We start from the raw sequence: 25,661 nt of genomic DNA, 5'->3' as shown, positions 1-25,661 counted from the left end.
GCTCTCCCCTTTCAGATACGCGGTGACTTGGTTTGCATCGGAATTCGAAACGGCTCTTCTTCATCCGGCGTCGCCGCTTCTTCTGTAATACCCAGCTCTTCTTTGATCCACTCATAACCGTCTGCTTCTAACCGCTCCGCTAATTCCGGCCCTCCAGACTTTACGATGGTTCCTTGCATCATCACATGTACAAAGTCCGGCTTAATATAATTAAGGAGTCGCTGATAGTGCGTAATAATTAAGAATCCTCGGTCTGCACTGCGCAAAGCATTGACCCCTTCAGCAACGATGCGCAGAGCATCGATGTCCAGACCGGAGTCGATTTCATCCAGAATGACTAATGACGGCTCGAGCATTATCATTTGCAAAATTTCATTTCGCTTTTTCTCCCCCCCGGAAAAGCCCTCGTTCAAGTAACGATGCATAAATTCAGGGTTCATCTCCAACGTCTGCATGCTTGCTTCCATCATGCGCACTAATTTGATCAACGAGATTTCCTGGCCTTCTTCACGTGTTGCATTGATCGCACTACGCATGAAATCGGAATTCGTGACTCCCGTGATCTCACTCGGATATTGCATGGCCAGAAACAATCCTGCCCGTGCCCTTTCATCCACTTCCATCTCCAGCAGATCTTCTCCGTTCAGCGTAACCCTCCCCTCTGTTACTTCGTACTTGGGATGCCCCATCAAAGCGGAGGCCAATGTACTCTTCCCTGTTCCATTCGGTCCCATCACGACATGAATTTCTCCCCCGTTTACCGTAAGGCTCAGACCTTTCAAGATTTCCTTACCCTCAACTGCCGCCTTCAATTGTTCTATTCGCAGACTCACTGTCATTTCATCGCCACTCCTTTTCATATGTGTTGATCATATTTTGTTTACTAGTTAACATAATAGTTGATAATGATTCTCATTGTCAACTATATTTTTGAGAATAACCGTGAATATACCGGTGATGGAAAGTAAAAGTCCCGGGATTCCTTGACTAGATATCAGGTAATCCATAGGCTAAAATAGAATGAGCACACTGATCGTTTCATCAAATGAATACTTATTTGAAGGAGTGTCCATGAAAAAAGACAAGGAAATACTTCACGACCACGGACAAGATATGAGCCATGCTTTAAAGCAAATGCCTGATGTGGAATATTTTCTGGACGGAGCCACCGTCTTTCAACAGCTTTGCGACGGCACACGTTTGCGAATCCTTTGGTTGCTCTGTCATTGCGAGGAGTGCGGGAACAATATTTCAGCCGCTCTTGGCATAAGTGCCGCTTCCGTTTCTCATCACTTGAAATTGCTGAAGCTTCACGGACTGATCAAAAGCAGACGTGCGGGGAAAGAAGTTTATTATTCACTCGCCGACAATGAAAGAGCACGACTGGTTCATCAAATGATCGATGATTTTTTTCAAATGACTTGTCCAAAGAAAGGAATTGCAGATCACAACCTCAATCGATAAAAAAGGAGGCGTGTTACTCACAGAATCTATCCGGTAACACCCCCCTCAACATTAAGCCAGCGCTCTCTCCCCTTGCTCTCGGGCTACTGTTTTTTGCGTATTGAGTTTTTTCACGTTGAGTGCCCGGATTGCGTTGATAATTGCAATGACGGATACTCCAACATCAGCAAATACTGCTCCCCACATGGTTGTGATGCCAAGCGCTCCCAGAACCAGTACAATTCCCTTGACACCCAGAGCAAAAATGATGTTTTGTTTGACGATACGGAGCGTCTTTTTGCTTATCTTCATCACGGTGGCGATTTTGGATGGCTCATCGGTCATGATCACAACATCCGCAGCTTCAATCGCCGCATCGGAACCCAAGCCGCCCATGGCTATGCCGATATCGGCGCGAGCAAGAACAGGTGCGTCATTGATGCCGTCACCGACAAAAGCCAGTTTTCCGTTGGCGCTTTTCTCCTTCATTAATTCTTCCATTCGTTCAACTTTATCCGCTGGCAACAACTCGGTATAGGCTTTGTCTAGTTTGAGCGTTGCGGCAACCTTTTTCCCCACGGCATCGGCATCACCGGTCAGCATAACGGTCTGCTTGATTCCTGCCGATCTCAAAGCTGCGATAGCGCGCGCAGCGTCCTCCTTAATTTCATCCTCAATGAGGATATATCCTATATATTCCTTGTTTACAGCCAGATGAACTACGGTACCTACAAGATTCTTTTCTTTGAAGGAGATGCGTTCACGTTTCATGAGCTTGGCATTGCCTGCCAACACGACCTTGCCATCGATCACAGATTTCACACCATGACCGGCGATTTCTTCGATATCTTTGATCCGGGTGGAGTCAATGGTTCTACCAAATGCCTTCTTGATACTCTGTGCGATAGGATGGTTGGAGTAATCCTCCGCATAGGCTGCCAATTCCAATAGCTCCTGACTTGTCATTTTGTCGGAATGCATCTCACTGACCGCGAAGCTGCCTTTTGTCAGTGTACCGGTTTTATCAAACACGACCATCTCTGTTCTGGCCATCGCCTCAAGATAGTTGCTTCCCTTCACTAAAACGCCGGATTTGGATGCCCCGCCGATTCCGCCAAAAAAGCTGAGCGGTACCGAAATAACCAAAGCACAGGGACAGGAAATGACAAGGAAGGTCAGCGCTCGTTCAACCCACATACCAAATGACTGACCTGTGATAAGCGGTGGAATGATGGCCAAAATGACCGCCGCGAAAACAACGATCGGCGTATAGTATCGAGCGAATTTTGTGATAAAGTTTTCACTCTTGCTCTTTTTGTCGGAAGAATTCTCAACTAGCTCCAGTATTTTCGCTACCGTAGACTGGCCGTATTCTTTGTTTACTTGGATTGTCAGTTTACCGGTTTGGTTGATGCAGCCGCTAATCACATTTTCTCCGGCATGTACTTCCCGTGGAACAGACTCTCCCGTAAGAGCTGATGTATCGATTGCGGAGAAACCGTCTGTAACAACACCGTCCAGAGGGATACGCTCTCCAGGCTTCACCACAACGATTTCATTAACCTGTACTTCTTCCGGGTCGACCTGTATCAATTCCCCATTTCTTAGCACATTGGCATAGTCGGGACGAATATCCATCAGTTCGGATATGGACCTGCGGGATTTGGAAACGGCATAGGATTGAAACAGTTCGCCGACCTGATAAAACAGCATAACAGCGATCCCTTCCGAATACTCGCCAAGACAGAATGCCCCGATCGTGGCCACTGACATCAAGAAGTTCTCGTCGAAGACCTGTCCTCGAGAAATATTTCTCATCGCTTTCCAGATGATGTCTCCTCCAACGATGAGATATGTGGCGAGATATAGCAGAAATTCAGCGATGCCCTCTAACTTTAGGAGTAGTGCCGCTACGAAACCAACAGATGCAATAAGGATACGCACCAACTGTTTTACTTCCTTTTTTGACATGTCTCTATCCTCCTCCTATTTGAAAAAGCAGCGGCTGTATCATCACAACCACTGCTGAATCAAATAGCGCAATTTGAATGTGGCTAACGTTGTTCATTCGTTATGGACCATATCGAGAAACTTGCATCTATCGCTTAAGCCTCAATGGATACATCCGGTTCAAGTTTTTTTATAACCTTCTTGGATTCCTCAAGAACGGCATTAAATTTATCATCCGGAGCCTCCAGAATCATCCTCTGCCCCATAAAGTTAACTTTAACCTCGGTCACATCAGCCAGCTTGCGAATACCATTTTCGATCTTCGCCGCGCAATTCGCACAATCCAGATTGCTCAGTTTATAAGTTTTTTTCATAAAAAAACTACTCCCTTCAAATATCGAATTTTTTATAACAATCAAACTATATATCAATCAAATGATCGTTTGATTGTTTAAAAGTATACTCTCTCCAATGTTTTTTTCAATAAAATTTGGAAAGTGAATCTATTGGGGCTAAAAGTTCGACGTTTTGGAATAATTTTTAGCGATACTGGGTTGAACGAACTCCTACTGCCTATGGATTCCCAATGGAAACCCAAGACTCTAGGAAATTGTCTATTTGAATTCGTATATATTAAGATGGGGTATAGAAATAAAAATCAGAGGAGAAGCCAACCTATGGGAGCATCTGCTTTTTCACATTTTAGTACAGGCACGATTGTAGCACGGAACCATGACCACATCGTTTACCAGCTGGATCCTAAGCATGGGAAAGGTACCGCCTCAGTCTATGCTGTAATGCCTGGTGTTGAAGTCATTAGCTTAAACTTTCAGGCGAGCCGTTTTATACCAACACTTCACTCCAAACGTAACATTCTGGAACTAAATCACTGTCAAGAAGGACGAGCCGAGTGTAAAATGAAGGACGGGTGCCTGCAATATATAGGCGAAGGTGATTTGTTCATGAACACAATGAGCAACCACAGTGATTGCATTGAGCTTCCATTGGGCTACTATAAAGGGATAAACATTACGATTGATTTGGAAAAGTTGGCAGAACAGTTGTCAGATTATTTGCCCGATCTTCCAATTGATGTTCAAGGAATGGCTACTCGTTTTTTTGTAAACGATGAGTGCTTTTTTATACAGGCCAAGGAAGAGATTCAGCATATCTTCTGTGGTATGTACACGGTTCCTATCGAGGCCAAATCCACTTATTTCCGGCTTAAAGTACTAGAAATGTTAATATATCTTTATTACTTTGATATAGCCAGTGAGACACAAAAGACGATTTATGCAAGGCAGCAAGTTGATATTATCAAACAGATTCAAAAGAGAATGACAGAAGATTTTGAACGAAGATTTACGATTGAGGAACTAGCTCAGCAATACTGTATCAGTCCTACTGTACTAAAGACTACTTTCAAAGGAGTATACGGCGTTTCCATTGCGGCATATATGAAAGAATATCGGATCAGGCAGGCTGCTTCCATGTTACATAAGACTTCAAAAAGCATCGGGGATATTGCCTTGGCGGTGGGGTACAAAAGTCAGAGTAAATTCGGGGCTGCTTTTAAAGAGATTTATGAAATGAGTCCTCTCGAATATCGAAATCAAATCAAATCAGACTAAATTAACTTCCGTTGAATATTGGCAACTGCATCGATAAAAATTAAAAAGCCGCTAAAATAGCGGCTTTCAATGGAACCATGTTTTGCCCATCGACAAAGCTTTAAAACTCTTCTAAAACCTTGGATTTGTCGCCATTCCATCAGCATTATTAAAGATGAGCTCCTAACTATATCGATTGACGTATAATGATGTGGTAAGGAATCTCTACCTTATCCTTTGATTTCTCAATTGTAAGATCAAAGGCTTGTTCACCGACTTTCACCAATTGATGATCAACCGTAGACAGGTGCAGCCCAATTCCAACGGGCTGATTCTCTTGGCCAATGATCGCCAGATCCTCTGGCACCCCCAGTTGTATGCTCCTTGCATACTGATAAATGCCTGTCGCAACCTCATCGCCGTTCGCATAAACAGCGGTTGGTCTAAGATCCATATTAAGTAGTTGTTGTGCTGCTCTTACCCCGTCATCAATGCTGTAGCAATCCGTGATATGGTATGCTGGCGACAGATCACCAAATATATACTGATACGCTTTTATTGTCAGCTGTGTACTATTACTCTCTTCTCCTCTTGCTGTCGTAAAAGCGACTCGTGAATGCCCTCTATCCTTTAACAGTTGAAACGTGTCTACATAAGATGCATATCGATCCATGTAAGCACAGCCAATCTCCGGATGATCCGTAAACTCGCATGCGACGATCGTCCCATACTTGGTATATGGCATAATGGCATCCCAAGTGTTCGAACGAGAGGTAATGATAATTCCATCCAGTTGTTTATTTTTCAGCATATTTAAGCAGCTAAGCTCTTTTTCAGGATCGTACTTTGTAGGGAGAACCATCACGGAATAATCACGTTCAACCGATCGATTAAGTACACCATGAAGCAGTTGATCAAAGGCTTGATTGTTGTTGTACGGCATGATCACACCGATACTTCTTGTTTCCTTTCGGATTAAATCGACAGCTAAGCGATTTGGCGTATAGTCCATTTCATCAATCACACGCTGCACAGCTGCCCGCTTCGATTCAGATACATAAGGATGTTGATTCAGCACCCTTGATACGGTTGATACGGATACTCCTGCACGCTTTGCGATATCATTAATATTTGCCATTGTCACCTTCTCCTATATCTCACATTTCATACACTAGTCTTACACCAAATCAGCATGTAAAACAACAATCAGCTTCCCACAAGTGTAATCACACTAATGAGGACCTTAACCTAGATTGGCCGCTTATATCCAATATTCCTTGAAATACACAATTCCCCGGATGTTACATTTAGTTTGTGCAATATAACTCTACTAAAAAAATCAAGAAATAAGCGCAAAAAAGACCCCACCGGTGCCGGAAGAGTCTTTGGTCGTAAAATGCATGTTGGATGTAGTAGACGCCTGGTTATCGAGCAGACATTGATACTGAAGTTCGTATCCCTGATCAGAGGCATACTTGCGGATTGAACGCACCACTTCGCGATCGAGAGTATTTCCCCTAAAAGGCGTCAGAGTCAGTACGCCGCAATCCGCAATTTGCGCATTCTTCCAAGAATAGATGCTGGCAGCGCTGACCAATCGGTTTTGCTCAAAAGAGCCGCACGCCGTTTGACTTGGTTCTGATTCGCATCATTCATCATATAAAACAAGTGCTCCCATCTCTTTAAGCGTCGTACGCCCCCACTGCTCAATGAGCTTACAATAGCTTTCGGCGTCATGCATCTGTGCAGCCACGTCGGCAATCGTCATGGTCCAAGCCACCTTGGGGAGAGGCGACGCATTCACTGGCCTTCGAATCCCCTTGGTGCTCCCTGGTCCTCTGGCCATATCTTGGCGAATCAACTCCGTCGCGTAGCCTTCTTCCAGATGTTTCCGTAATGCGGTTTGGACCCAGACATACATTTCATCGCTATAGCCTTCATGTTGAACCATGTAAGATGCAACAGTAAGAAAGTGAACCTGTCCATAGCTAGGATCGGTGAATTCAAGTGCCATAAATTCGTTAAAAATCGATTGACATGTATTCCCCATAGGTAGATGGGCACTGCATTTTTCGCAAATATTCGACACGTATTCCCCTCCTAACAGCTCATAATCCCCTCTTTCCTTTAGAATCATAATCCTTAACCTTGCGAGAAAGTCAATACCTAAATGAATGGAGTCGTTCTTATCCGGCCAAATCTTACCGAAAAACCGCTAATGTTATACGATGATCCGTTTGCAGCGCATTCCAATTGAATACAGAAGTGGTGGAAGGACACCGCCGAATATGCCCAGAGCTAATCCATAAGGAATGATTCCCATAAGTACATCCAAGTCAAACAACAACGTTGGCGGAAATACGATAAATACGGTCAATGCGCCTCCCGTGGAAAGAAGTGCGCTTTTTAAAATAGGAGGGAGGGGTCTCCTTTTCAATCGACCCACTCAAAAAAACGAATGTGGAAAAGGATAATGCCGCAAGCATTCCCCAAAAGCTTCCCTGCCATGACAACGCCAAGGGTTCCTGAAATAGGATATTGGCAGCCAACACGGAACCAACCAGAAGCAATGCGATGGAAATAAGTTTTGTTGGTTCGGGATTGGGAACCATTCTTACGTCATCCGAATTGCCGGTTGTCGTTACCATGTCCTCTTTAGTGCTGGGAGAAGCCATAAGCTGGCCTCAGTGGATAGGAGTGATCATTATTCTATACGGGATTGTTAACAGTAACATTCGATTTCGATCGTACCGCTCAGCAAAATCCTATATGTAGGTTATCAGGCTCTTATATGCTTGTAGTACGCACTTTTTTGTATGGTCCGATCATTTTTGTAAGGGTAGGATACATTTTGGTCTGGGATTATGAGGAGTCATCAAGGATCATTAGCGAAAATAGAAAAGGTTCATGACGTTTAACGCCACGAACCTTTGTTGTCCGAAGAAAATAATATGGGCAATTCATTACATACAAGAACCGGACATTATGGGATCCGGTTCTTGTAATAGCAAAGCAGCGGGGCAAGTCTATTGAACTCAATATATTTTTTGTTGCAGCCGTATATCACAAGTTTCCTTCCCAATAAACGAGCGATTTCAAAACACGCATTCCGTGGCGATCGACGGGCGCTTAAGCAATTCCCATCCGGTCTTGGCGGATATAAAAGAGGCTAGTTCCCATCCCATTCGGTAATGCGTCTGATAGCCGGGATGATATCGGCCGCCCCATCCTTCCACCTCCGGATGAATCAACCCCAGATCAACTACGAATACCTTCCCGTTTCCGCTTTGATTGAAATAGGACACGACCTTATTCACGCTCGCAAGATAGTTGTTATTCATGGTTCCGACACAGCAAAAGACGTAGGGATTGTTATACTTTTCCTGGATTACCTGAATGAATTCAATATAAGCGGCAATATACGCCTCATCGTCAATTGGCGTAGAATAATCGTTCTGGCCCAAATTAATGACGATTCCATCAGGCATATACCGGGAAAAGTCCCATGGCGCCGTCCCTTTGCCGTGCGTCCCCGAAAAATGTTCCGGCAATCCTTGCTTGTTCCCTACCGCATCCTGCCAAACGCCAATTCCGCATATGGCCATCGTATGATATTCCGCATTCAACATTCTGGCGCTGATCCCGACATAGGACATGTATCCGTCGTCAAGATGCGGAGCTTCAGCGAGCACATGCGGATGACCGATCCCTGCTCCATCCGTAATGGAATCCCCAAAGTATTCAAGCCGGACAGGTTTTACCGCGGGCGGGGCAAGGAAGCTTCCGCCGTCAGGCAGAGAAAAATGATGAAATGCTATACTTCCGGTGAGGATCCCCGTTCGCTTGTGGATCTCTAAAGTGTGTTCACCCTCCGGCAGCCCCTGTTCGATTATGTATTCATGTACCCCCTTCTTCAAATTGATCCAATTACGAGCGACACCGTCCACTACGATTTCAACATAATCCTGGCCGTCGGAATCCTCAGCCGTCATCGAGATGGCCGTACCTCGGAAGGCAACAAAAACCGCGCTGTTGACCCATCCGCATTTCGGCTTCTCTTTCTCGGTCAGATCGAATCTCCCCATCAGCCTGGCATATTTGATAAAACTAAACTCCAACATAATTCCTCCCTTCAGCTTTTGCATAGACAAACGAAATCCTTATAGTGCAAATTAAAGTATACTTTATTTAGTAAATAACTATATTTATATTATCAATCGATATACTTTCAGTCAATTACAAAAGCAATGAAACTCCCTTAATTTATAACGTATACATGTGCATAAAGTTCAAGATCAGCCTTGATTTCAATGCATTAATAAAGTATACTTTTATAAAATCATTTGAAGTACCGTGATTAAGCACCAGTCTGTAAAAGAGGAGAATTTTTGTGAACGAGCCGAAGTACATGAAGGTAAAACAAGCGCTGCTGCATCAGATTCAAGTCGGCAAGCTTCGCTCTGGCGATAAGCTGCCGAATGAAGAAGATCTTATGAAACAATTTCATGTAAGCGGAATAACGATTCGAAAAGCAATGACGGAACTAGCCAACGAGGGCGTAATCACCAGAATCAAAAGAAAGGGCTCTTTTGTAAATGGAGATCAAGCCGCAGACCATTCGAGTCACTTGATCGCGTTCATTTTATCGGCGGAGGACAATTACGATGTATCGTATATGAAAATCATCAAAGGCGCCCAGCAAGTGGCCGCCGAATTCAATTACTCCTTAATCGTGGAATGGAGCAACGAAAATTTGGCCGTTGAACAAGCATCCATTCAGAAAATGCTGGACCGGAAAGTCGACGGCTTCTTGATTTATCCGTTCGATCCGATCCAGAGCAAGGATAACTACCTATTCATCGAACAAAATAACATCCCCTATCTATTGGTAGACCGGTACAATGTGGATCATCCCAGCTATTTTTCCGGATGCAACAATTATGACGGAGCGATCCTGGCTACCCGGGAGCTGATCCGTCTGAAGCACACCAAAATAAAGTTCGCAAGCTATCACTTCTTTCTTCATTCCGAGCAGGAGCGGTTCGCCGGCTATTGCAGCGCCATGCGTCACGCAGAGTTTCCGTTAACCGACGATAACTTGCTGACCCGCGTGGACTATGACGCACTAGCCGACAGTATTTTGAAGCGGAATGTTACTGCTTTGTTTTGCTGCAATGACAAACTTGCCATAGAAATGATCGAGAAGCTGACGGACCGCGGCATTAGAATTCCGCAGGATGTTTCCATTATGGGATTCGACGATTGGGACCATTCCAGCAACCTCTCGATCGGATTGTCTACCGTCCGGCAAGATTTCGAGGAAATCGGCAGAAACGCTGCGCATATACTCCACCAAGTTATTCAAGGCAAAACTCTTGGAGGAAACACGAAAATATTGTCTGGCGTTTCTTTGGTGATTCGGGAGTCTACATGCGAGAATCCTTACGGGTAACGTTGTCAGCTCAAATAAATCAATGAAAGGAAGGAATGCGTTATGAAATTCGACTTTGCGTCTTCCAGTCTCAGGCACGGGCTCTTTCATCAAGAACCGGATGGCATCTCCTGTTTTCTTCCCGGAAGTGCGATAACCGTGCGCTTTCAAGGACGGGAAATAACGGCCGAGATCGAGGATGTCAACGGAGAGGGGAAAAGCTGGCTTAACGTCTATATCGACGATCTTCCGGTAAGGGTGATGAGAATCGATCCGGATAACCGGCTGTACCAGCTTGCGGATGACCTTGAGGACTCGCCACATACCATAACGCTGCAGAAACGTACGGAAGCGGCATTCGGCAGCATTAAATTTACTGATTTAACTACGGAGAACGGGACCTTTCTAAGTCCGCCGTCCCCTCTGCCCCATCGGATGCTCATCATTGGTGATTCGATCACGTGCGGCTTTGGCAACGAAGCGCAGATTCCCTGCGACTGCGATGCTTCACGCGAAAATATCGCGCTTGCTTACAGCTCGCTGACCGGTCAACTTTTGAATGCCGAAACTTTGATTGTGGGCGCGTCCGGCACGGGATGCTATCAGAATTTCGGCGGTGGCCAAGAAGGCCGCATGTCGGATTATTTCATGGAAACCATCTGTCCTGATCTCGATCAACAAGCCATGGATCCGTTTCATCCTGAAATGGTAGTTGTTAATCTCGGAACCAATGATTGGTCCGCGCCCATCGAGCCTGCGGATTACCTTGAACAATATCGCAAATTGACGGGTTTTATTCGCGATAGATATCCATCGGCCCCTTTGTTCTGCGCAATCGGTCCGATGACGCTGGATCCCGCTCCCCATTTGAAGGCTCTCGTCAAAAGCCTCAACGAAGAAGGCGACGACAATATTCATTTTGTCGAATTCCCGCTCATTAAACGGCCGGAAGACGGCATGGGAGGCTGCGGTCATCCCTCCGTCAAGAAGCATCGGCAAATGGCCGAACACCTGGCCGCGACGATCCGTCAGGTTATTTCCGGTCCTGCCCCGTTTACCGGAAGCCGTTAGAAAATAACAACGACCCGCAAAAAGAACCGCTTCCTATGCGAAGCGGTCCAATCTTATCAAGGACGATTTCGTCAAAATATCTATACATGCCTCGTAATCACTTTCGATATATTTTGCGAGTCGATGCAGAAAGAAACGGACTAGCGTAAAGTCATACGCTAGTCCGTTTCTTTTTGTTCATTATTCGCCATTTTGAGCTGCTTTCGCTCCACATGGGACACTCCCCATTGATGTAAGGATACCAAAATCGGGAACAGAGGCATCGTTCTCGAACCGGAATCCACATAAAACGAACTCCACATCATTTCGTAAATAATAAAAGAGCCTGTTGAAGATTTTCAACAGGCTGACTACTTCCTATTGGAAGCGGTCCTTTTTTTACGGGTCGCTAGTCTCAATGGAAGCAACCCTTTTATTTTGCCAAGAAGGCATCGACCTGATTCTGCAGCTCCGTCTGGATTGGCTTGAGCACCGCTTCGCCTTCCGTTTTGAATCTGGCGAAGTATTCGTCCGGATCAAGCGCGCCGTTAAATAATCCACTATAGTATTTGGCCTGAATAGTCGCAAACTGGGCCACTTCGTTCTTCACCGGAGTCGGATCGAAAGTGAAGCCGGTGAGGATGTCCTTCGTGAAGTTGTCGGCTTTCATAATGAATTGACTGTACTTCTGAGTCTCTTCGTCCGTACCAGCCCACTCCCGCTCTAACGTAGGATTCAACATGAGCTGAAACGAGATGATACCGCCATCGTTGTTCAGCGTTTCGTATTGATGCTCGCCGGTTGATTTCCAGTTCACGCCTTCGATGCCGTGCTCCAGCAAATCATAATTCTCCTGCTTGTTCGCCCAATCGAGGAACATCATCGCGCGGTCTTTATGCTTGCTTGTCTTCACAATGCAGATGAAGTTATCCATCTTGAAATTGGAAAGGTTTTTCCCTTGGGTAAGGTCAAACAGACGCACGGCTTCCAGCTCGCCGCTCGGAACGACCTGTTTCAGTTGGTCGTTGAACGATTGGGGAACCCCAAAGGCCATTTGGGGCGTAGCCGCCACTTTATTCTGAAGCTGCATTTCTGCCGGACTGCTTTTATTCGTCAAAACGTCCTGCGACATGACTTTGTCCACGAACAGCTTGCGGACATCCTGGATGCCGGACCAGATTTTAGGTTCCTGGGTTTCAAAGAAGTTGTAGACCTTCCCATCGTTGCCCTTGTAATACAGCATCAGACTGGCTCCAGCAAAATTCGTTGGACGAATGTTGATGCTGGTATCGTCACGGATCAGCCAGTTGACCCAGCTGTAGGTGACGTCGTCTGCGCCTGCGAGTAGCGGTGTAATACCGGACTTACCGTCACGAACGGCATAGAGATAAGTTTTAAGATCCTCATACGTCTTTACGGGCGGCAAGTTGAACTGCTCCCTCAGGTCCTTTCGGATGAAGACCGCTCTCTGTTGAGTATAGGCGCTTCCCAAGGGAACGCCGTAGATGTTGCCGTTAATTTTGTTGGCGTCCCACATTTGTTGCGGCCTCGTCTTTTTTACGTTGGGGCCGTATTGCTCCAGCAGTTCGCTTAATTCTTCGTAATAGCCCTGGGAAGCCATCGTGTCCAAATGCAGCCACGGGGCATCAAACATCAAATCCACGCTCTCTCCCGAAGCCAGCATGACGTTGGTCTTCTGATTCAGATCGGCAAAGTCGACAAATGTAAATTTAACCTGCGTATTGATTTCGGCTTTTAGTCGCTTGTTGACTTCGGTCAGCACCTCGTCATAGTTAGCCCCCTTTGCCCCCGGAATGACAACCTCCAAAGTGACCGGTTCAAGGGACGGATCGCCGGTTTCCCCGGAATCGCCCGGCGCGGAGGCGTCCCCGCCGGATCCGGAGCACCCGGACAATGCGATGGCTAGTCCGAGCAGCGTCGTCGCCAAGAACTTGCGTTTTGATTTGGCCATGTAAATTACTCCCTTCAAATCATCATCTTTAGTGCGTGCCAAAAAGTCAGGTTTTCAGGACCAAGAAGATTGGATGAAGCTAGGGACGCCCGGTAGCGCGGCAGCGTAACGGACCGTAATGACCTTATTTGCCCATTTCCCGGCTATTTCCCGCTGTAACGGACTCCAGAGGCCTTATTGGTCCCTCATGGCGGCCATTTAGCCGCTTTTGACCGAAATAAGGTCTCCTCGGTCCGTTAGAATCAGGAACTACCACATAGCGGGCTAATAGCGTTTATGGTGTCCGTTAGCTTACTGGAGGCTACGTGAGCAACTGAAAGGTTTCCGCAGGAAACATGCTTCGGGAACATACGCTTTGGCCCGGCTGAATTCAAGATTCGACGTCGAATCCGCTTCATGATCCTGCTTCGTCATGCAAAGACGGCTTTTTGAACAACCTCTTATATTCAACCTTTCACCGAACCGAGCGTCAGACCTTTGACAAAATACTTCTGAACCATTGGATAGACAAGTATAATTGGGCCGATCGTCAGGCATACCGTTGCCAACTTGACCCCTTCCGCCGGCGGCAGCGTAAGCACATTGCCGTGATTGAGCGACGTGAGCTGCATCTGCGACATGAGCTGCCGAAGAAGCAGCTGAAGCGGGTACATATCGCTGTTATCGATAAACAGAAGGGACAGCCACCAATCGTTCCAATATTGCAGTGCGTAGAACAAGCTGATCGTTGCAATAACCGGCGTTGAGATCGGCCGGATAATTTTGAAGAAGATTGTCCACTCTCCGGCGCCGTCCATGTTAGCCGATTCGTTCAGCTCATAAGGCAACGAGCGATAGAACGAGACTAAGATAAACGCAAAAAACGGATTCATGACGTAAGGGAGCACAAGCGCCCACAGCGTATCTTTCAGATGCAGCCATTGAACGACCAGAAGATAGAAGCCGACGAGCCCCGAGCCAAACACCATCGGCACGTAGGTCATAAACGAGAGGAAGCCGCGGTATCGGTTCTTCGGATGGGCCAGCACGTAAGCAAACAACGCAGTGACGACGAGGCCGATAACGGTTCCGATGGCTGTTACCGCAATGGTGATGCCATAGCTGGTAAACATTTGCTTGCCCTGAAGGAGGAAACGATACGACTCCAGCGTAAATTCAGCGGGCCATATGGAGTATCCGTTCACCGCCAAGCTTTGGGTGCTGGAGAACGAATTAATGACCATCAGCCAAAAAGGAAGCAAACAAGCCAGCGCAAATATAATCAAAAACAGTCCGAACAACAACACCGCCATTTTATCGGAGAACTCGGTTGTCCGTTGGACTCGTGGGGGCGGGATCAGAGCATCCGGACGATTCATTTGGAATTCACCTCCCTTACATTCCGCGAAATTAAAGTGCGTGTCCAAAAAGTCAGTTCAAGATTCGATGTCGAGTCCACTTCATAATTTGCTTTGTCATGGAAAGATGACATTTTGAACAAGCTCTTAAAATAATCTGGAGTCTTTATCGATTTTCCGAACCAACGCATTAAACGAAACGACGGCGATAAGCCCCATGATAGACTGATAGAATATGATAGCTGATGACATGCTAAAATTGCCAAGCTGCCTTAACGCCCGATAGGAATATGTATCGATGACATCAGTCGTCGGGAATAGAATTCCGTTGTCCCCGATAATTCCGTAGATCATGCCGAAATCCCCGTAGAAGATCCGTCCGACTCCCAAAAGGACGAGAATGATGATTTGCGGCTTCAGCAAGGGCAGCGTAATGTATTTCATCTGCTGCAGCCTCGTGGCTCCATCCAGGCGGGCACTCTCATAATAATCGGTGGAGAAACCTGTAATGGCAGCGAGCAGAATAATCGAGTAGTAACCGGCACTCTTCCAGATTCGCGTTAAGGTTAGAATAATCGGCCATACCCAGGGGGTCTGGTACCAATCGACAGCTTGAAGCCCGGTCATGCCCAGCACGCGGTTAATCAGGCCGTCCGTATTGTTGAATAAAATGAATGCCATATACCCGACGACGACCCAGGAAATGAAATAAGGAAGGAAGATGACGGATTGGATCGTGCGTTTAAACCATTTCAAGCGAATCTCATTCAAGAAAAGAGCAATGAGAAGCGCAAAAACCATCTCGAAAATAATGAACAGCGCATTTAAATAAACCGTATTGACCGTCACTTGAATCCAATCCCGATTGGAGAAAAAGAAGCGAAAGTTGTCCAGCCCCACCCAATCACTGCCCCATATGCCTTTGCTGATCTGAAAGTCCTTGAACGCTAGCAGATGTCCGGACAGAGGAACATAGGAGAAGACAACGAGAAAGATGATTCCCGGTATCGCCATCGTATACAAGCCCCGGTTCTTTACAAGATCCCTAAACATTCTCAATTTATAGTATCCCTCCATTCGATCTGGTCTGTCCGATGTGGCCATATCCTGACAGTGTTTATTATGTACGGAAGGAGGAATTCGGAATAGTCCTCATTGTGTCACAAAGGGTATTCAACTTAAGGATTGTGCGGTAAATCGGGCTTTCAGCATCATCTTAATTTCTACTTTGTTAAAATGAGGACTTCACACAAGGGTCAGGATATGATTGAGTAAAGAGGTCACGGCTCATTTCTTCTATCGAACCGTTACGTTATACCCTTAAACCGTCAATCCATCAGCAAGGGGTGCTGGCTTATATATGAAGATCAAACCTATTTTACAGAAGACCTATTTTCGAACCTTTCTTGTACTGACCACCGTTCTGATCTGTTCCATGATTCCCTTCGTCTATTTACTGTCTGCGGAATTCGCAAAATACACCATGCTGGAGGTGCGCAGCAATTCGCAGAACGAAGTAAACAACCTGGCTTCGAAGGCCGAAATGATTCTCGGCAATTTGAAAGCTAACGGGCTCAGCATGTACGCCGATCAGAATATTCAGAACTGGTTCTTCAATACAAGCAACGATCCGCTCATCAACCATGCTGTACTCGTCGCCCAATCCAACTTCATGTCCACCGAACCGCTCATCCAGCGATCCTATCTGATTAATTTGAAGCAAAATCTTGTCGTCGATTCCAAAGCCGGAATCGTCCGCAGTGAATCCTTTGCCGACCCGAGCATGCTGGAGCGTGTGGAGTCATTCCACCGCCAATATTTGCGCTTCTTTAATCATTCGCTGGATGGCTCGGACTCCCTGGCCCTTATTCTGCCCGCAACCCCCGAGAAGCCGTCTGACTTCTATCTCGTGCTGCTCATTGATAAACCGCTGCTGTCGAAGCTTCTGTTCGGTCAAACGGTCTCCTCGGAGCAAGACATTCGGATTCTCGACGAGCATGGGCAACTTCTATTGGGCGTGCCTAATCCCGCGCTGAGCGGACAGCTTTATCAAGCGAGCCAGGAGCAGCAGGACAGTGATTTTCAAGTTCGGCTCCCCCATCAGAGATGGTTCGTCAATACAGCCAAGCTGACTACTGAAAATTGGTCGGTATACTACTCGAACGAGTATCATATTTTGACACGCCATATCTCCTTATTCCAGCACAAATTGATAACGTATACATTGCTGCTACTGGCACTCCTCTCCTTGTTGTTCTTCTGGAGTTCTCGCCGTTCCTTGCGTTCCATCACCTTCTTGTCGGAAAAGCTGAAGGGAAAGGTTGCATTCGCAAACTCCACGTTCGATGCCAAGCCGGATATCCAATGGATCCACGACGGCATCGATATGCTGCTGATCAACGTGGAGCAGCTTCATGCATCCATGAGAAACCAATCCGAGCTCGTTCGAACGGAACTACTCGCCCAGTGGATGCTGCACGGGACGCCAGGTACCAAGGGCTATGAATATATCCATACCCAGACCAAGCTCGCTTCCTGCGACGTTCTGTTTTTGGCCGTTCTTCGGATCGAAGCCTATACGGTCTTTTGCGAACGTTACGATTTCCCCTCCCGGAAATTGATCAAGTACGCCATACGCAATATTAGCGAAGAAGTGTTTGGTGCAGGTTCTTATGCGGCCGAAGGCTTGGATATGGGTGGCGACCATATCATTCTGGTCGTTGGTGGCCATGCATCGGGCGGGCTTCAACTACAACGTCTTCTGGCGGAGACGCAGAATCAGGTCGCACGTATCCTGAACGTTGATACAACGGCTGCAGTCAGCAATGCCTATGACTTCGGCGCCAATATCCGAAACATCTATGATCATATCTACGAATTGACGAAACTGCGATTTCTTAACGGAGAGAAGCAAATTTTTCTGGAGAGCGATTATGAAGAGTTTATGGCAGGGTATCCTTCTGCGTCTGAGGCGCTGGAGACAGCCGAGATCATCAAGTCGATCCGCCGCGGCCGCCCGGAGACCGCGCTCGTTCTGCTGCGTCAGCAGATGAAGCACGTCCATGAGCTTCCTTATCGCGACTGTAAGCTTAACCTGACCTACTTTACTTATGACCTGCTCAAAAATTTTAACAAGTCCAGCGTTCTGCATGAAATCAGCAGCATCCATCAATTGCTGGAGCGGTACAGCACGCTGTCCGAGTTTCAAGCATGGCTGGAGAGCATCGTCACGAAGCTCGCATCCGAGACCGAAGTTCCGAAATCTTCGAGCCGCAAGGAAGAGATCGTCTTGGAGATTAAAGAATACGCGGACAACCACTTGCAGGATGCGCAATTATCGATCGAGCAGATAGCCGACAACTTTTCCTTCTCCGTCAGCTATATCCGGCAGCTATTCAAAGAGATCATGAACGTGTCATTGTCCGAGTACATCCTTCAGGAACGAATCGAGAGAGTGAAGGAGAAACTGATCTCCAGCCAGCTCTCGGTGCTGGAGATCGCAGATCAATGCGGTTTCATATCCAAAGGGCATTTTTTTTCCGCATTCAAGAAGTTCACGAATCTAACTCCGAAGCAGTATCGGGAAATCCACGGGGACTCCCCTAGTTAAGATATCGCGCTTGCCAGCTTATCATGGAGGAGCGGCAGCTAAGTATGCTTGTTCCGCAGGAACAGATCCAAGTCGAAAAGGACCTTTCCGGTAAAGCCCCACAGTGCTTACGGAAAGGTCCTTATTCGTTTATCCAAAAAGCTCTGGCGCCCTGGCGCTATTTACCGTTCGTTTCTTGAACCGGCTCAAGCCCCAGCTTCGGATTCGCCAAGTCAAGTTTATACATGACTTGATTGTAGTTATACCGTGGCGTTGGGACATGATTCGTGAATGTATTCGTATAGGTTCCTTCGAAGTAGATGACCCGGCCGCCGTCCTTGTTGAAGTATTCATGCTGGGCTACGTTATAAAAAGTATAGTCGTTATGCGTAACGATATGCTTGGCATTGGTCCAAGGACCTTGAGGCGATGGTGCTTCCGCGTACCAGACTTCCCCAAGTACCGATGTCTTGCCTTGTATCTGCTGCGCGATCATCACGTAACGCTGCCGATATTCATTCCATTCAATGGAGCTTTGGGCGATTTGAACGTCTTCACCAGTATCGATATCCTTCAATTGATAATAACGCGGGTCGTCAGCTTTGATCAGCCCTAATTGGATCAGCTCTTTCTCTTGTTCTTGGTTGAGCGGCTGAGTGTCCTTTTTCCAGCCCCATACGAGATTACCGTCCGCGTCGCGTTCCAGCGACGTTTGAGCCCCGTTGTATGTCGTTCCCGGCGTCAGGCAAGTAAACGATTCGTATTGGGTATAGTCGATGATGGCGTCATAGCTGGCAGCAACGCGCAAATTCGGAATTCGGTGTTCGGTAAAGAGCCAGTATCCCTTACCCCCCTCCTCGTAGAAGGTCGCCTGTCCGCCCGGATGGCGCCAGTCGTCTTTGGAAGGGAACTGGACGACCTGCTCGAACTCCTTCGTCGTGTCGTTAAAGGCAAGAATACCGAAGGCGGTGGGTTCAGGATTGTGCGTGCTGTAGCCAGCGAGCAGATGTTCCTGTCCGGCGCTGTCCTTGGCGGTCATCAGACCGAATACCCAGGCTATGCCTGCACCATCAGGCAGAGGCGGCACCAAACTTTTGACGAAACCGTCTTGATTCGTAAAATAGTCCAGATTCACACCGACATCCGGGTCCAGTCCCCCCTTACTCGGAAGCTTGGAAGTCGCACCCGTCACGCGGAAGTTCCCCAGCGGATAGGTTGGTCTGTCCGTATCGCCCCAGAACCAGTACAGTTTATTGTTGTACTCGATCGTCTGCACGGAATCCTGTCCCATGACCAAGCCGTTGATCAGCGGCTCCTTAATGGGCGGCTTCTGGCCAACGAGTAAGCTGTCGCGATAAATGCCTTGGCCTGTCAGCCGGTACAGCCGCTCTGCAATGTTGATCCGATTCATCTCGAGCGTTACACTGCCATTTGGCTTAACCTCTACAGCCTGCCCCCGGTAGCCAAACATATCGGCAGGAATGTCGTAGCCGTCACTCGACATATGGAAGAAGACCGTCTGATCCATCAGACCTGGCTCGTCAAATGCCACAATACCGGCACTGTCCGTATAATACAACACACTGTTCGTCGTCTTCAGTTGGACATGTGGTATGCCCCTGCCTGTCTCGGCATCCACCACCTTGATCATGAATGGCCCCTGGACCTTTATCTTCTCGCTGCTCACATTCGGCTCGGCGCTGCTTCCCGCCGCCTGCGCTGCCATCGCGGCGCCCGGCGCCGTCATGGCCATCAGCAGGATACAAGTCCATATCCCCGCACGTTTCCACTGTTTCATTTTCATTTCTCATACCTCCCGAACTTTTGGCCTTTTGATAGAAGAAATCGTTGCTCTAACCCGACACCGTCTGTTCAATCCATATTTCTACTGCCATGGTTACGAAATACCTCTGGATGTATTTGGTTTATCGCGTCCAAGCGATCGAAGCGACACTGAGCGGCATTGCTTCTCCGTTGATGAACTCCTCACTAACCACCTCCTTTCGCAGCATGGGAGCAATGCGATGTTCCAGATCGAGCAATAAAAACATCTATCCACGTGCTTATTCAATGAAGCCAGACCACATTTAACGGGAGTTTTGTCTTGCGATATGAGGAAGCTCCGTCTCGAAGCACATTATGTAAGCGAATACATTAATCTTTGTGAGTAACAGCCGCACAAGCTGCGCGGCTGTTCTCTGTGAAGAAATGTCTTTCGAACCCACAATTCTGCTTATGAATATCAATGAAGTCCGATTTCCCTGTCCCCCTAATATATAGTAGGAAATATTCCAACTAAGGCAGTTGACGTCAGGAACCCATGCGCATTCGCGACCAATCGAAGCCAATCGCCTGCAGCATCCCGTCTACGAGTGCGGCATATCCTTTGCCGACACCTTGGAACAGCCCTTCCCCGTATGGATATTTACGTTCACAGTCCGTGATCGAGTCGCCGATCATGACCAGGCGCTGTCCTTCGTTCAGCTTCATCCCCTATTCCTCCCATTCGGCCGGAGCCTGATCGTCTTCACCTCGAACGGACGGAACTGAAGTGATACCTCTTCGCCCTCGTGCGGCAAAGCCGCCAACTTCTCCTCCAGCATAGTTGTCTCATAAACCGCCGCAATGGACAGCCCGAAGTGAAGCCCGCACGCTACAGAAGCTCCCTTGCTCTCGTACAGACGCACGATCCAATCGCCCGATCCGTCTTCGGCAAGCTTGACCGTCTCCGCGATCACATTGGCTTGATCGATGGAGAGCAGCGATTGCGCCTCCCGGCCTCCTCCAGACGCGAGGTTGACGGGATAGTTCAGTTCGTAAGCTTCCCGCACGACAGGACTATCCAGGAACGCGCCGTTCCAGAACATAAATCCATATGCAAAATGGTGCGTCCCTTGATCGGACGTCTCATCCGGCCACGTCGGAGCCCGAAGCAGCGTTAGGCTCATCGTGTTGCCGTTGACAGAAATCCCGTATTTGCAATCGTTCAGCAGCGCGAAGCCGCGATTCGCTTCAGCAAGCGCCGACCATTTATGCTGAACCACTTCGTAACGATCCGCATCATGCGGACGCGAAGCATGATTCGGTCTCTTGACGTAACCGAACTGGATCTCCTGCAGCGACTCGTTCGCATGAACGCGAACCGGGAAATCGACTTTTAACAGCTTGTTCTTCTCGCGCCAGTGAACCGTCGTATGGAATTCCACCCGGCGGCTGCCGGCACAAAGCCGGATATCCTGGATCAGGGTCGATTGGTTCAGTTCGCGCTCAACCCGAATATTCGCGAAAAGCGGGCCGTTCGCGGTAACGGATACCTTGGCGCTCGCATCCAGCTCGACGGGTGCCAAGCGGTAGCGCCGATCGATCTCCCAGGCATCGAAATCCGAATTTTGATCCCGATACATCCGCATGACGTTGCAGCGATCCGCCGCCCATTCCGTGCCGGTCTCCTTGTCAAAAATACGAGTCAACTCTCCCAGTTCGTTCATTTCGAGCGCAATCCATTCGTTCTCTAGACGCGATTCCGTTGCAAGGACCGCAGACGTTGCTAGAGCATCTCCCGCTTCCACTTCTTCAGTCTTGTACGTTGACCAGCCCATGGAAGGCGCCTCGACCTCGGCGTAGCGAAGGCCTTCGTACATTTGCACCGGCAGAACCACTCCATTTTCATCCGCAATTCCATAGATGCCGGCAGGTAACGCGACCAGTTCCTTTCTCGGCCAGGACAGCGAGTTAAAGACGGTAACCCGGGAGGCATCGTCGTCCGTGAGCGCATCTCTTGCGTCTGAAGCCATGTCATATACGTTCTGATTCAATTCCTTCAGCTCCAACTGCGCCTCTTCGTGGACGCGATGAATGGAGGAGCCCGGCAGAATATCGTGGAATTGGTTCAGCAGCAGAACCTTCCATAGACGGTCCATATCCTCGTGAGGGTAGCTCCGGTTAAACAGCAGCTCCGCCGCAGCCCCCCAAAGCTCCACCTCGCGGAAACCGATTTCCGCCTTCCGGTTTAGCTTTTTGATGATCGCTTGCGTCGTGTAAGTCCCGCGATGAGCGGGATAATAGAGCTCTCCTACATATTTGGCGTCAGGAATGCCTTTTTCGATCTGATCCTCAAAAAATTCGATCGGCGAGCCATGCTTTGTCTTGGGGACGCCCTCCAAATTGCCGAGCCTGCGCATAAACTCGAGATCGTCCCGATTGGATCCGCCGCCTCCGTCGCCGTGTCCGAACTGGGTGAGACGTGTGGAAATTCCTTCAAGCTGGACGCGATCGCTCCACTGATGGATCAAGAACGACGGGTTGATCCGAATTGGATAGTAATCGCCGTAATTCATCAGATGCGTCAAAATTTGCGAACCGTCGATCCCTTCCCACATGAACGTATTATGCGGGAACGGATCCGCTACATTATCATAAGTACCGAACAATTTTGTAGACGCGAAATAATGGATCCCGCAGCCCTTCATAATTTGCGGCAGGTTCCCGGAATAGCCGAATACGTCAGGCAGCCACAGCATCTCGTTGTCCACGCCGAATTCGTCCTTGAAGAACCGCTTCCCGTGCAGCGCCTGACGGATCAGGCTCTCGCCGCTGGGCAGATTCGTATCAGGCTCCACCCACATGGAGCCTTCGGGAATGATCCTCCCTTCCTTTACCGCCTGTTTGATACGCGCATAAAGCTCCGGATACAGCGTTTTGACCACCTGGAACAAATACGGCTGGCTCTGGGTGTACCTGTATTCCGGATATTCGTCCATGAGCGCCAGCTGATTGGACATGGTCCGCGCAATCTTCCGCTTCGTCTCCGCGATCGGCCACAGCCAGGCGACATCCAGGTGGGACTGTCCCATCAGGTACAGGGTCGGCGCCGTCGAACCGTTCACGCAGGAGAGGAGTGGCTCCATCAACTTCCGGCACTGCTTTGCGTTCTCACAGAGCAATTCCTGACGCAGGGTCAGGTCGACCGTCGCGAACACCTGAGTCAGGCATCGATCAATCTCCGCAACGCGGAGGGATTTGGCATCCAGATGATTGCGAAGATCGTACAAGCACTCCAAATCGATGAAAAACTGGTAGACCTCCTCTTCAAAAACGCAAAGCTGTGACTCTCCAAACGTCGGCCTGGAATCCGAATGGCCGGCGTACGCCTCCGCGACGATTTCAAATGGCTCGCCAGCTTTTGCCGAACGGGTTAACGTTACGTAATGATGGTTAAGGTCCTTTGCGCCGCTCACGATACCGTTTATGTACACGGTCGCTTCAGATCCGAAATCAAGCATGGCCACAAGCCGTTTGCCTTCGGCCTCTTTGGGAACGATAATGTTCGAGCGGAACCAGCCGTATCCCCAATTTTCTCCCCACCGCTGACCCGGAGCGAAACTCTCAAACGGTTGTCCATCCATTTCATGAATAAACAGTTGTTCCATTGTCGTAAAACCGCAAAAATCGATAGCAGAAAGCTTCGTCATCATAAATTGATCTCTTTTGTTTAGCAGCTTTTCCACATGGAATAAAATCTCTTTCTTTTCATTCAAGGTTTCTCACATCCTATGTTTCGTTATCTATGATCCTATCGCCTTGCGGCATACCGCCCCTCCGCGGCGGCCTTGCAGCGGAGGGACGATTTCTATTCGTTTCGTAGCGCTCTTTGTGCAGCATCATTATAGATTTTCAGCGCTTCATCAATGTTGCCCATTTTTTTGACCTTATCGATGAATGCCTGCCAATTGTCGAAGCTGTTTTTGCCTGCTACGAATTTAGCCTGTTCTTCCGTAACGAACGTCTTGATCGGGTTCATAATCTCCGAGACCCGCTGGCTTTCACTGCCCGTGAGTTGAATCGACGGCTCGCTCAACCAGGAAGGAACATAGTCGTTCTCGGGCATAGGCAGACTCGTCAGGAATTCCGCCTTCTCAATCGGCACCTCTTCATATTTGCCGTTAAATACCGTATAGTCTGTCGCGGCAAAATCCACGAACGCTCTTGCGTCGCTCACCATCTGCAAGCCGGGGTTATGGTTTCGGCTAGCGCGCATGCCGTATTTATCGCCCTCCAACCAGGGATCCTTGGCCGTTTTCAGCGAGTCGACAAAGGTCGGAACGCCGTCTTCCCCGATCGTATAGGTTGTGCCCTCGATTCCCCAAGTGATGAGCTGGATCATTTCATCCGAATATTGATAATCGATGAATTTGATCAATTCTTCAGGGGTTTTAACTTTCGAGCTTACGCCGTAGACTCCCCAGCCCAAGTCAGGGGTATTGCCGTTCACAACCTCCTGCCAGGCTTTTCCGTACTTCGGATTGTCGGGATACAACGAAACCGCGAAAATCTTCCCGTCGTCGGCCGTTCTCGTGTACTCGGCCGGCGTCGTAAACCACTGCGTCAGCCACATGAGGTTGTCGCCGTTCAGCGCTTTTCTTTTCAGCGTATCGTCTGTATCAATGGTATACTCCGGATCTAACAGTTTCTCCGCATACAGCTTATTCGCAAATTGGAGCGCCTCTTTATATCCTTCATCCAGAATTCCGTATACGTATTTCTCGCCGTCCCAAAAAATTTCATCCCGGATATGGTTCGCGGAGAACAGCGATCTCAAGCTGTTCCATTTTGTCGCAACGGGATATTTATCGGGGTAGAGCTCTTTAAGTTTTTTGGCAGCCCCATAAAATTCATCGAGCGTTTCCGGAATTTTGATGTTATTTGCCTCGAACACGTCATATCGGTAAGCAGACGTATTCTGGATGAGCATGCCGCGATCCTCGGCGAATCTGGGCGTGGAGGTTTCTTTAAAGGTGAACATGTTGCCGTCGGCATCCGTTACCCGCTTCATCCCGTTCTTTACCTTGCTAATGTAGTTCATATAGTTCGGCATTAAATCTTGATACTGGCCTAACTCGAGAAGCTGGCCTTGTTCGGCCATTTCGGTCGTATCATAGAATAAAGGCGTCACGAAGAAATCCGTCAGATCGTCGCTTGCGATCATAAGCTTGACCTTTTCGTCATACTCGGAAGACGGAATATAGTTATATTTGATTTCTACCTTTTTGCCCATATAAGCTTCCATGCGTTTGTGCCATTCCTTGCCCACTAGACTATTCGGATTATCCACACCGTTCGCAGGCAGCGTGACCGAAAAGCGCAAGACTTCTTGATTCTCTTCATGGGTATCGGATTTTTTGGAATCATTCGAACATCCGGAAAAAACCATCAGCGCGATCAACCCAAGGACAAGCATTTTTGCCAATTTGTTCATCCCATTTCCCCCTAATTTGCACAA

General features: G+C 48.1%; 20 protein-coding genes and 1 pseudogene. 6 read left to right on the top strand and 15 right to left on the bottom strand.

Going from position 1 to position 25,661, the window contains the following annotated elements:
- Positions 1 to 11 precede the first annotated feature (11 nt).
- Positions 12 to 839, bottom strand: coding sequence for a Fe-S cluster assembly ATPase SufC (sufC, locus tag AB4124_RS17190; RefSeq protein WP_441973617.1), 828 nt, complete (start codon positions 837 to 839; stop codon positions 12 to 14).
- Positions 840 to 1,071: 232 nt separating this feature from the next.
- Here sufC and AB4124_RS17185 point away from each other — a divergent pair, with 232 nt between their 5' ends.
- A complete protein-coding gene (locus AB4124_RS17185; RefSeq protein ID WP_441973616.1) occupies positions 1,072 to 1,464 on the top strand; it encodes an ArsR/SmtB family transcription factor in 393 nt (130 codons plus the stop codon).
- 51 nt (positions 1,465 to 1,515) lie between these two features.
- Here the strand turns inward: AB4124_RS17185 and AB4124_RS17180 are convergent.
- A pseudogene (locus tag AB4124_RS17180) lies at positions 1,516 to 3,767 on the bottom strand (heavy metal translocating P-type ATPase).
- A 303-nt stretch (positions 3,768 to 4,070) separates the two neighbouring features.
- Here AB4124_RS17180 and AB4124_RS17175 point away from each other — a divergent pair.
- Entirely contained in the window at positions 4,071 to 5,024 is a 954-nt protein-coding gene (locus tag AB4124_RS17175; RefSeq protein ID WP_441973615.1) for a helix-turn-helix domain-containing protein, read from the top strand.
- On the opposite strand, the gene AB4124_RS17170 is transcribed toward AB4124_RS17175, so the two are convergent.
- The 5 genes from AB4124_RS17170 to AB4124_RS17150 form a co-directional block, all read right to left on the bottom strand.
- On the bottom strand, positions 5,021 to 5,170 hold the full coding sequence (locus AB4124_RS17170) for a hypothetical protein (protein WP_441973614.1): 150 nt from the start codon (positions 5,168 to 5,170) through the stop codon (positions 5,021 to 5,023). The genes AB4124_RS17175 and AB4124_RS17170 overlap by 4 nt on opposite strands.
- Before the next feature lie 20 nt (positions 5,171 to 5,190).
- Positions 5,191 to 6,141 (bottom strand): LacI family DNA-binding transcriptional regulator, encoded by a 951-nt coding sequence (locus tag AB4124_RS17165; protein ID WP_076321443.1) that lies wholly within the window; start codon positions 6,139 to 6,141, stop codon positions 5,191 to 5,193.
- Positions 6,142 to 6,651: 510 nt separating this feature from the next.
- Entirely contained in the window at positions 6,652 to 7,092 is a 441-nt protein-coding gene (locus tag AB4124_RS17160; protein ID WP_441973613.1) for a DUF5946 family protein, read from the bottom strand.
- A gap of 132 nt (positions 7,093 to 7,224) precedes the next feature.
- On the bottom strand, positions 7,225 to 7,380 hold the full coding sequence (locus tag AB4124_RS17155) for a hypothetical protein (protein WP_430112224.1): 156 nt from the start codon (positions 7,378 to 7,380) through the stop codon (positions 7,225 to 7,227).
- The gene (locus tag AB4124_RS17150) at positions 7,340 to 7,678 is read right to left on the bottom strand and encodes a hypothetical protein (RefSeq protein WP_430112541.1); all 339 of its coding nucleotides are present in this window, start codon (positions 7,676 to 7,678) and stop codon (positions 7,340 to 7,342) included. The genes AB4124_RS17155 and AB4124_RS17150 overlap by 41 nt, the downstream gene beginning before the upstream one ends.
- On the opposite strand from AB4124_RS17150, the gene AB4124_RS17145 reads away from it, so the two are divergent.
- Positions 7,605 to 7,778, top strand: coding sequence for a hypothetical protein (locus AB4124_RS17145; protein ID WP_441973821.1), 174 nt, complete (start codon positions 7,605 to 7,607; stop codon positions 7,776 to 7,778). The genes AB4124_RS17150 and AB4124_RS17145 overlap by 74 nt on opposite strands.
- A gap of 320 nt (positions 7,779 to 8,098) precedes the next feature.
- Here the strand turns inward: AB4124_RS17145 and AB4124_RS17140 are convergent, their stop codons facing one another.
- Positions 8,099 to 9,124: an SGNH/GDSL hydrolase family protein gene (locus AB4124_RS17140; protein ID WP_430112226.1), complete on the bottom strand. Its 1,026-nt coding sequence runs from the start codon at positions 9,122 to 9,124 to the stop codon at positions 8,099 to 8,101.
- 269 nt (positions 9,125 to 9,393) lie between these two features.
- Here AB4124_RS17140 and AB4124_RS17135 point away from each other — a divergent pair, with 269 nt between their 5' ends.
- Positions 9,394 to 10,455: a GntR family transcriptional regulator gene (locus AB4124_RS17135; RefSeq protein WP_441973612.1), complete on the top strand. Its 1,062-nt coding sequence runs from the start codon at positions 9,394 to 9,396 to the stop codon at positions 10,453 to 10,455.
- A gap of 42 nt (positions 10,456 to 10,497) precedes the next feature.
- A complete protein-coding gene (locus AB4124_RS17130; protein WP_441973611.1) occupies positions 10,498 to 11,505 on the top strand; it encodes a GDSL-type esterase/lipase family protein in 1,008 nt (335 codons plus the stop codon).
- Between the two features lie 412 nt (positions 11,506 to 11,917).
- On the opposite strand, the gene AB4124_RS17125 is transcribed toward AB4124_RS17130, so the two are convergent.
- The 3 genes from AB4124_RS17125 to AB4124_RS17115 form a co-directional block, all read right to left on the bottom strand.
- A complete protein-coding gene (locus AB4124_RS17125; RefSeq protein WP_441973610.1) occupies positions 11,918 to 13,456 on the bottom strand; it encodes an extracellular solute-binding protein in 1,539 nt (512 codons plus the stop codon).
- A 446-nt stretch (positions 13,457 to 13,902) separates the two neighbouring features.
- The gene (locus tag AB4124_RS17120) at positions 13,903 to 14,814 is read right to left on the bottom strand and encodes a carbohydrate ABC transporter permease (RefSeq protein ID WP_441973609.1); all 912 of its coding nucleotides are present in this window, start codon (positions 14,812 to 14,814) and stop codon (positions 13,903 to 13,905) included.
- 126 nt (positions 14,815 to 14,940) lie between these two features.
- Positions 14,941 to 15,852, bottom strand: a complete 912-nt coding sequence (locus AB4124_RS17115) for an ABC transporter permease (protein WP_379406099.1) — start codon at positions 15,850 to 15,852, stop codon at positions 14,941 to 14,943.
- Between the two features lie 301 nt (positions 15,853 to 16,153).
- On the opposite strand from AB4124_RS17115, the gene AB4124_RS17110 reads away from it, so the two are divergent.
- Complete coding sequence (locus AB4124_RS17110) at positions 16,154 to 18,403, top strand: AraC family transcriptional regulator (protein WP_441973608.1); 2,250 nt, start codon at positions 16,154 to 16,156, stop codon at positions 18,401 to 18,403.
- 157 nt (positions 18,404 to 18,560) lie between these two features.
- Here AB4124_RS17110 and AB4124_RS17105 read toward each other — a convergent pair whose 3' ends face one another.
- The 4 genes from AB4124_RS17105 to AB4124_RS17090 all read right to left on the bottom strand — a co-directional run bounded on the left by AB4124_RS17105 (position 18,561) and on the right by AB4124_RS17090 (position 25,637).
- Complete coding sequence (locus AB4124_RS17105) at positions 18,561 to 20,186, bottom strand: hypothetical protein (RefSeq protein WP_441973607.1); 1,626 nt, start codon at positions 20,184 to 20,186, stop codon at positions 18,561 to 18,563.
- Between the two features lie 506 nt (positions 20,187 to 20,692).
- A complete protein-coding gene (locus tag AB4124_RS17100) occupies positions 20,693 to 20,872 on the bottom strand; it encodes a hypothetical protein (RefSeq protein ID WP_430205075.1) in 180 nt (59 codons plus the stop codon).
- A complete protein-coding gene (locus tag AB4124_RS17095; protein WP_441973606.1) occupies positions 20,869 to 23,919 on the bottom strand; it encodes a glycoside hydrolase family 38 C-terminal domain-containing protein in 3,051 nt (1,016 codons plus the stop codon). The genes AB4124_RS17100 and AB4124_RS17095 overlap by 4 nt, the downstream gene beginning before the upstream one ends.
- A gap of 92 nt (positions 23,920 to 24,011) precedes the next feature.
- Positions 24,012 to 25,637, bottom strand: coding sequence for an ABC transporter substrate-binding protein (locus tag AB4124_RS17090; protein WP_441973605.1), 1,626 nt, complete (start codon positions 25,635 to 25,637; stop codon positions 24,012 to 24,014).
- Positions 25,638 to 25,661 lie beyond the last annotated feature (24 nt).

The sequence above is a fragment of the Paenibacillus sp. 2KB_20 genome (assembly GCF_052115765.1).
Classification (GTDB): Bacteria; Bacillota; Bacilli; order Paenibacillales; family Paenibacillaceae; genus Paenibacillus_AQ.
The sequence above is the reverse complement of the archived record's forward strand: the minus strand, read 5'-3'. Positions and strand labels throughout refer to the sequence as shown.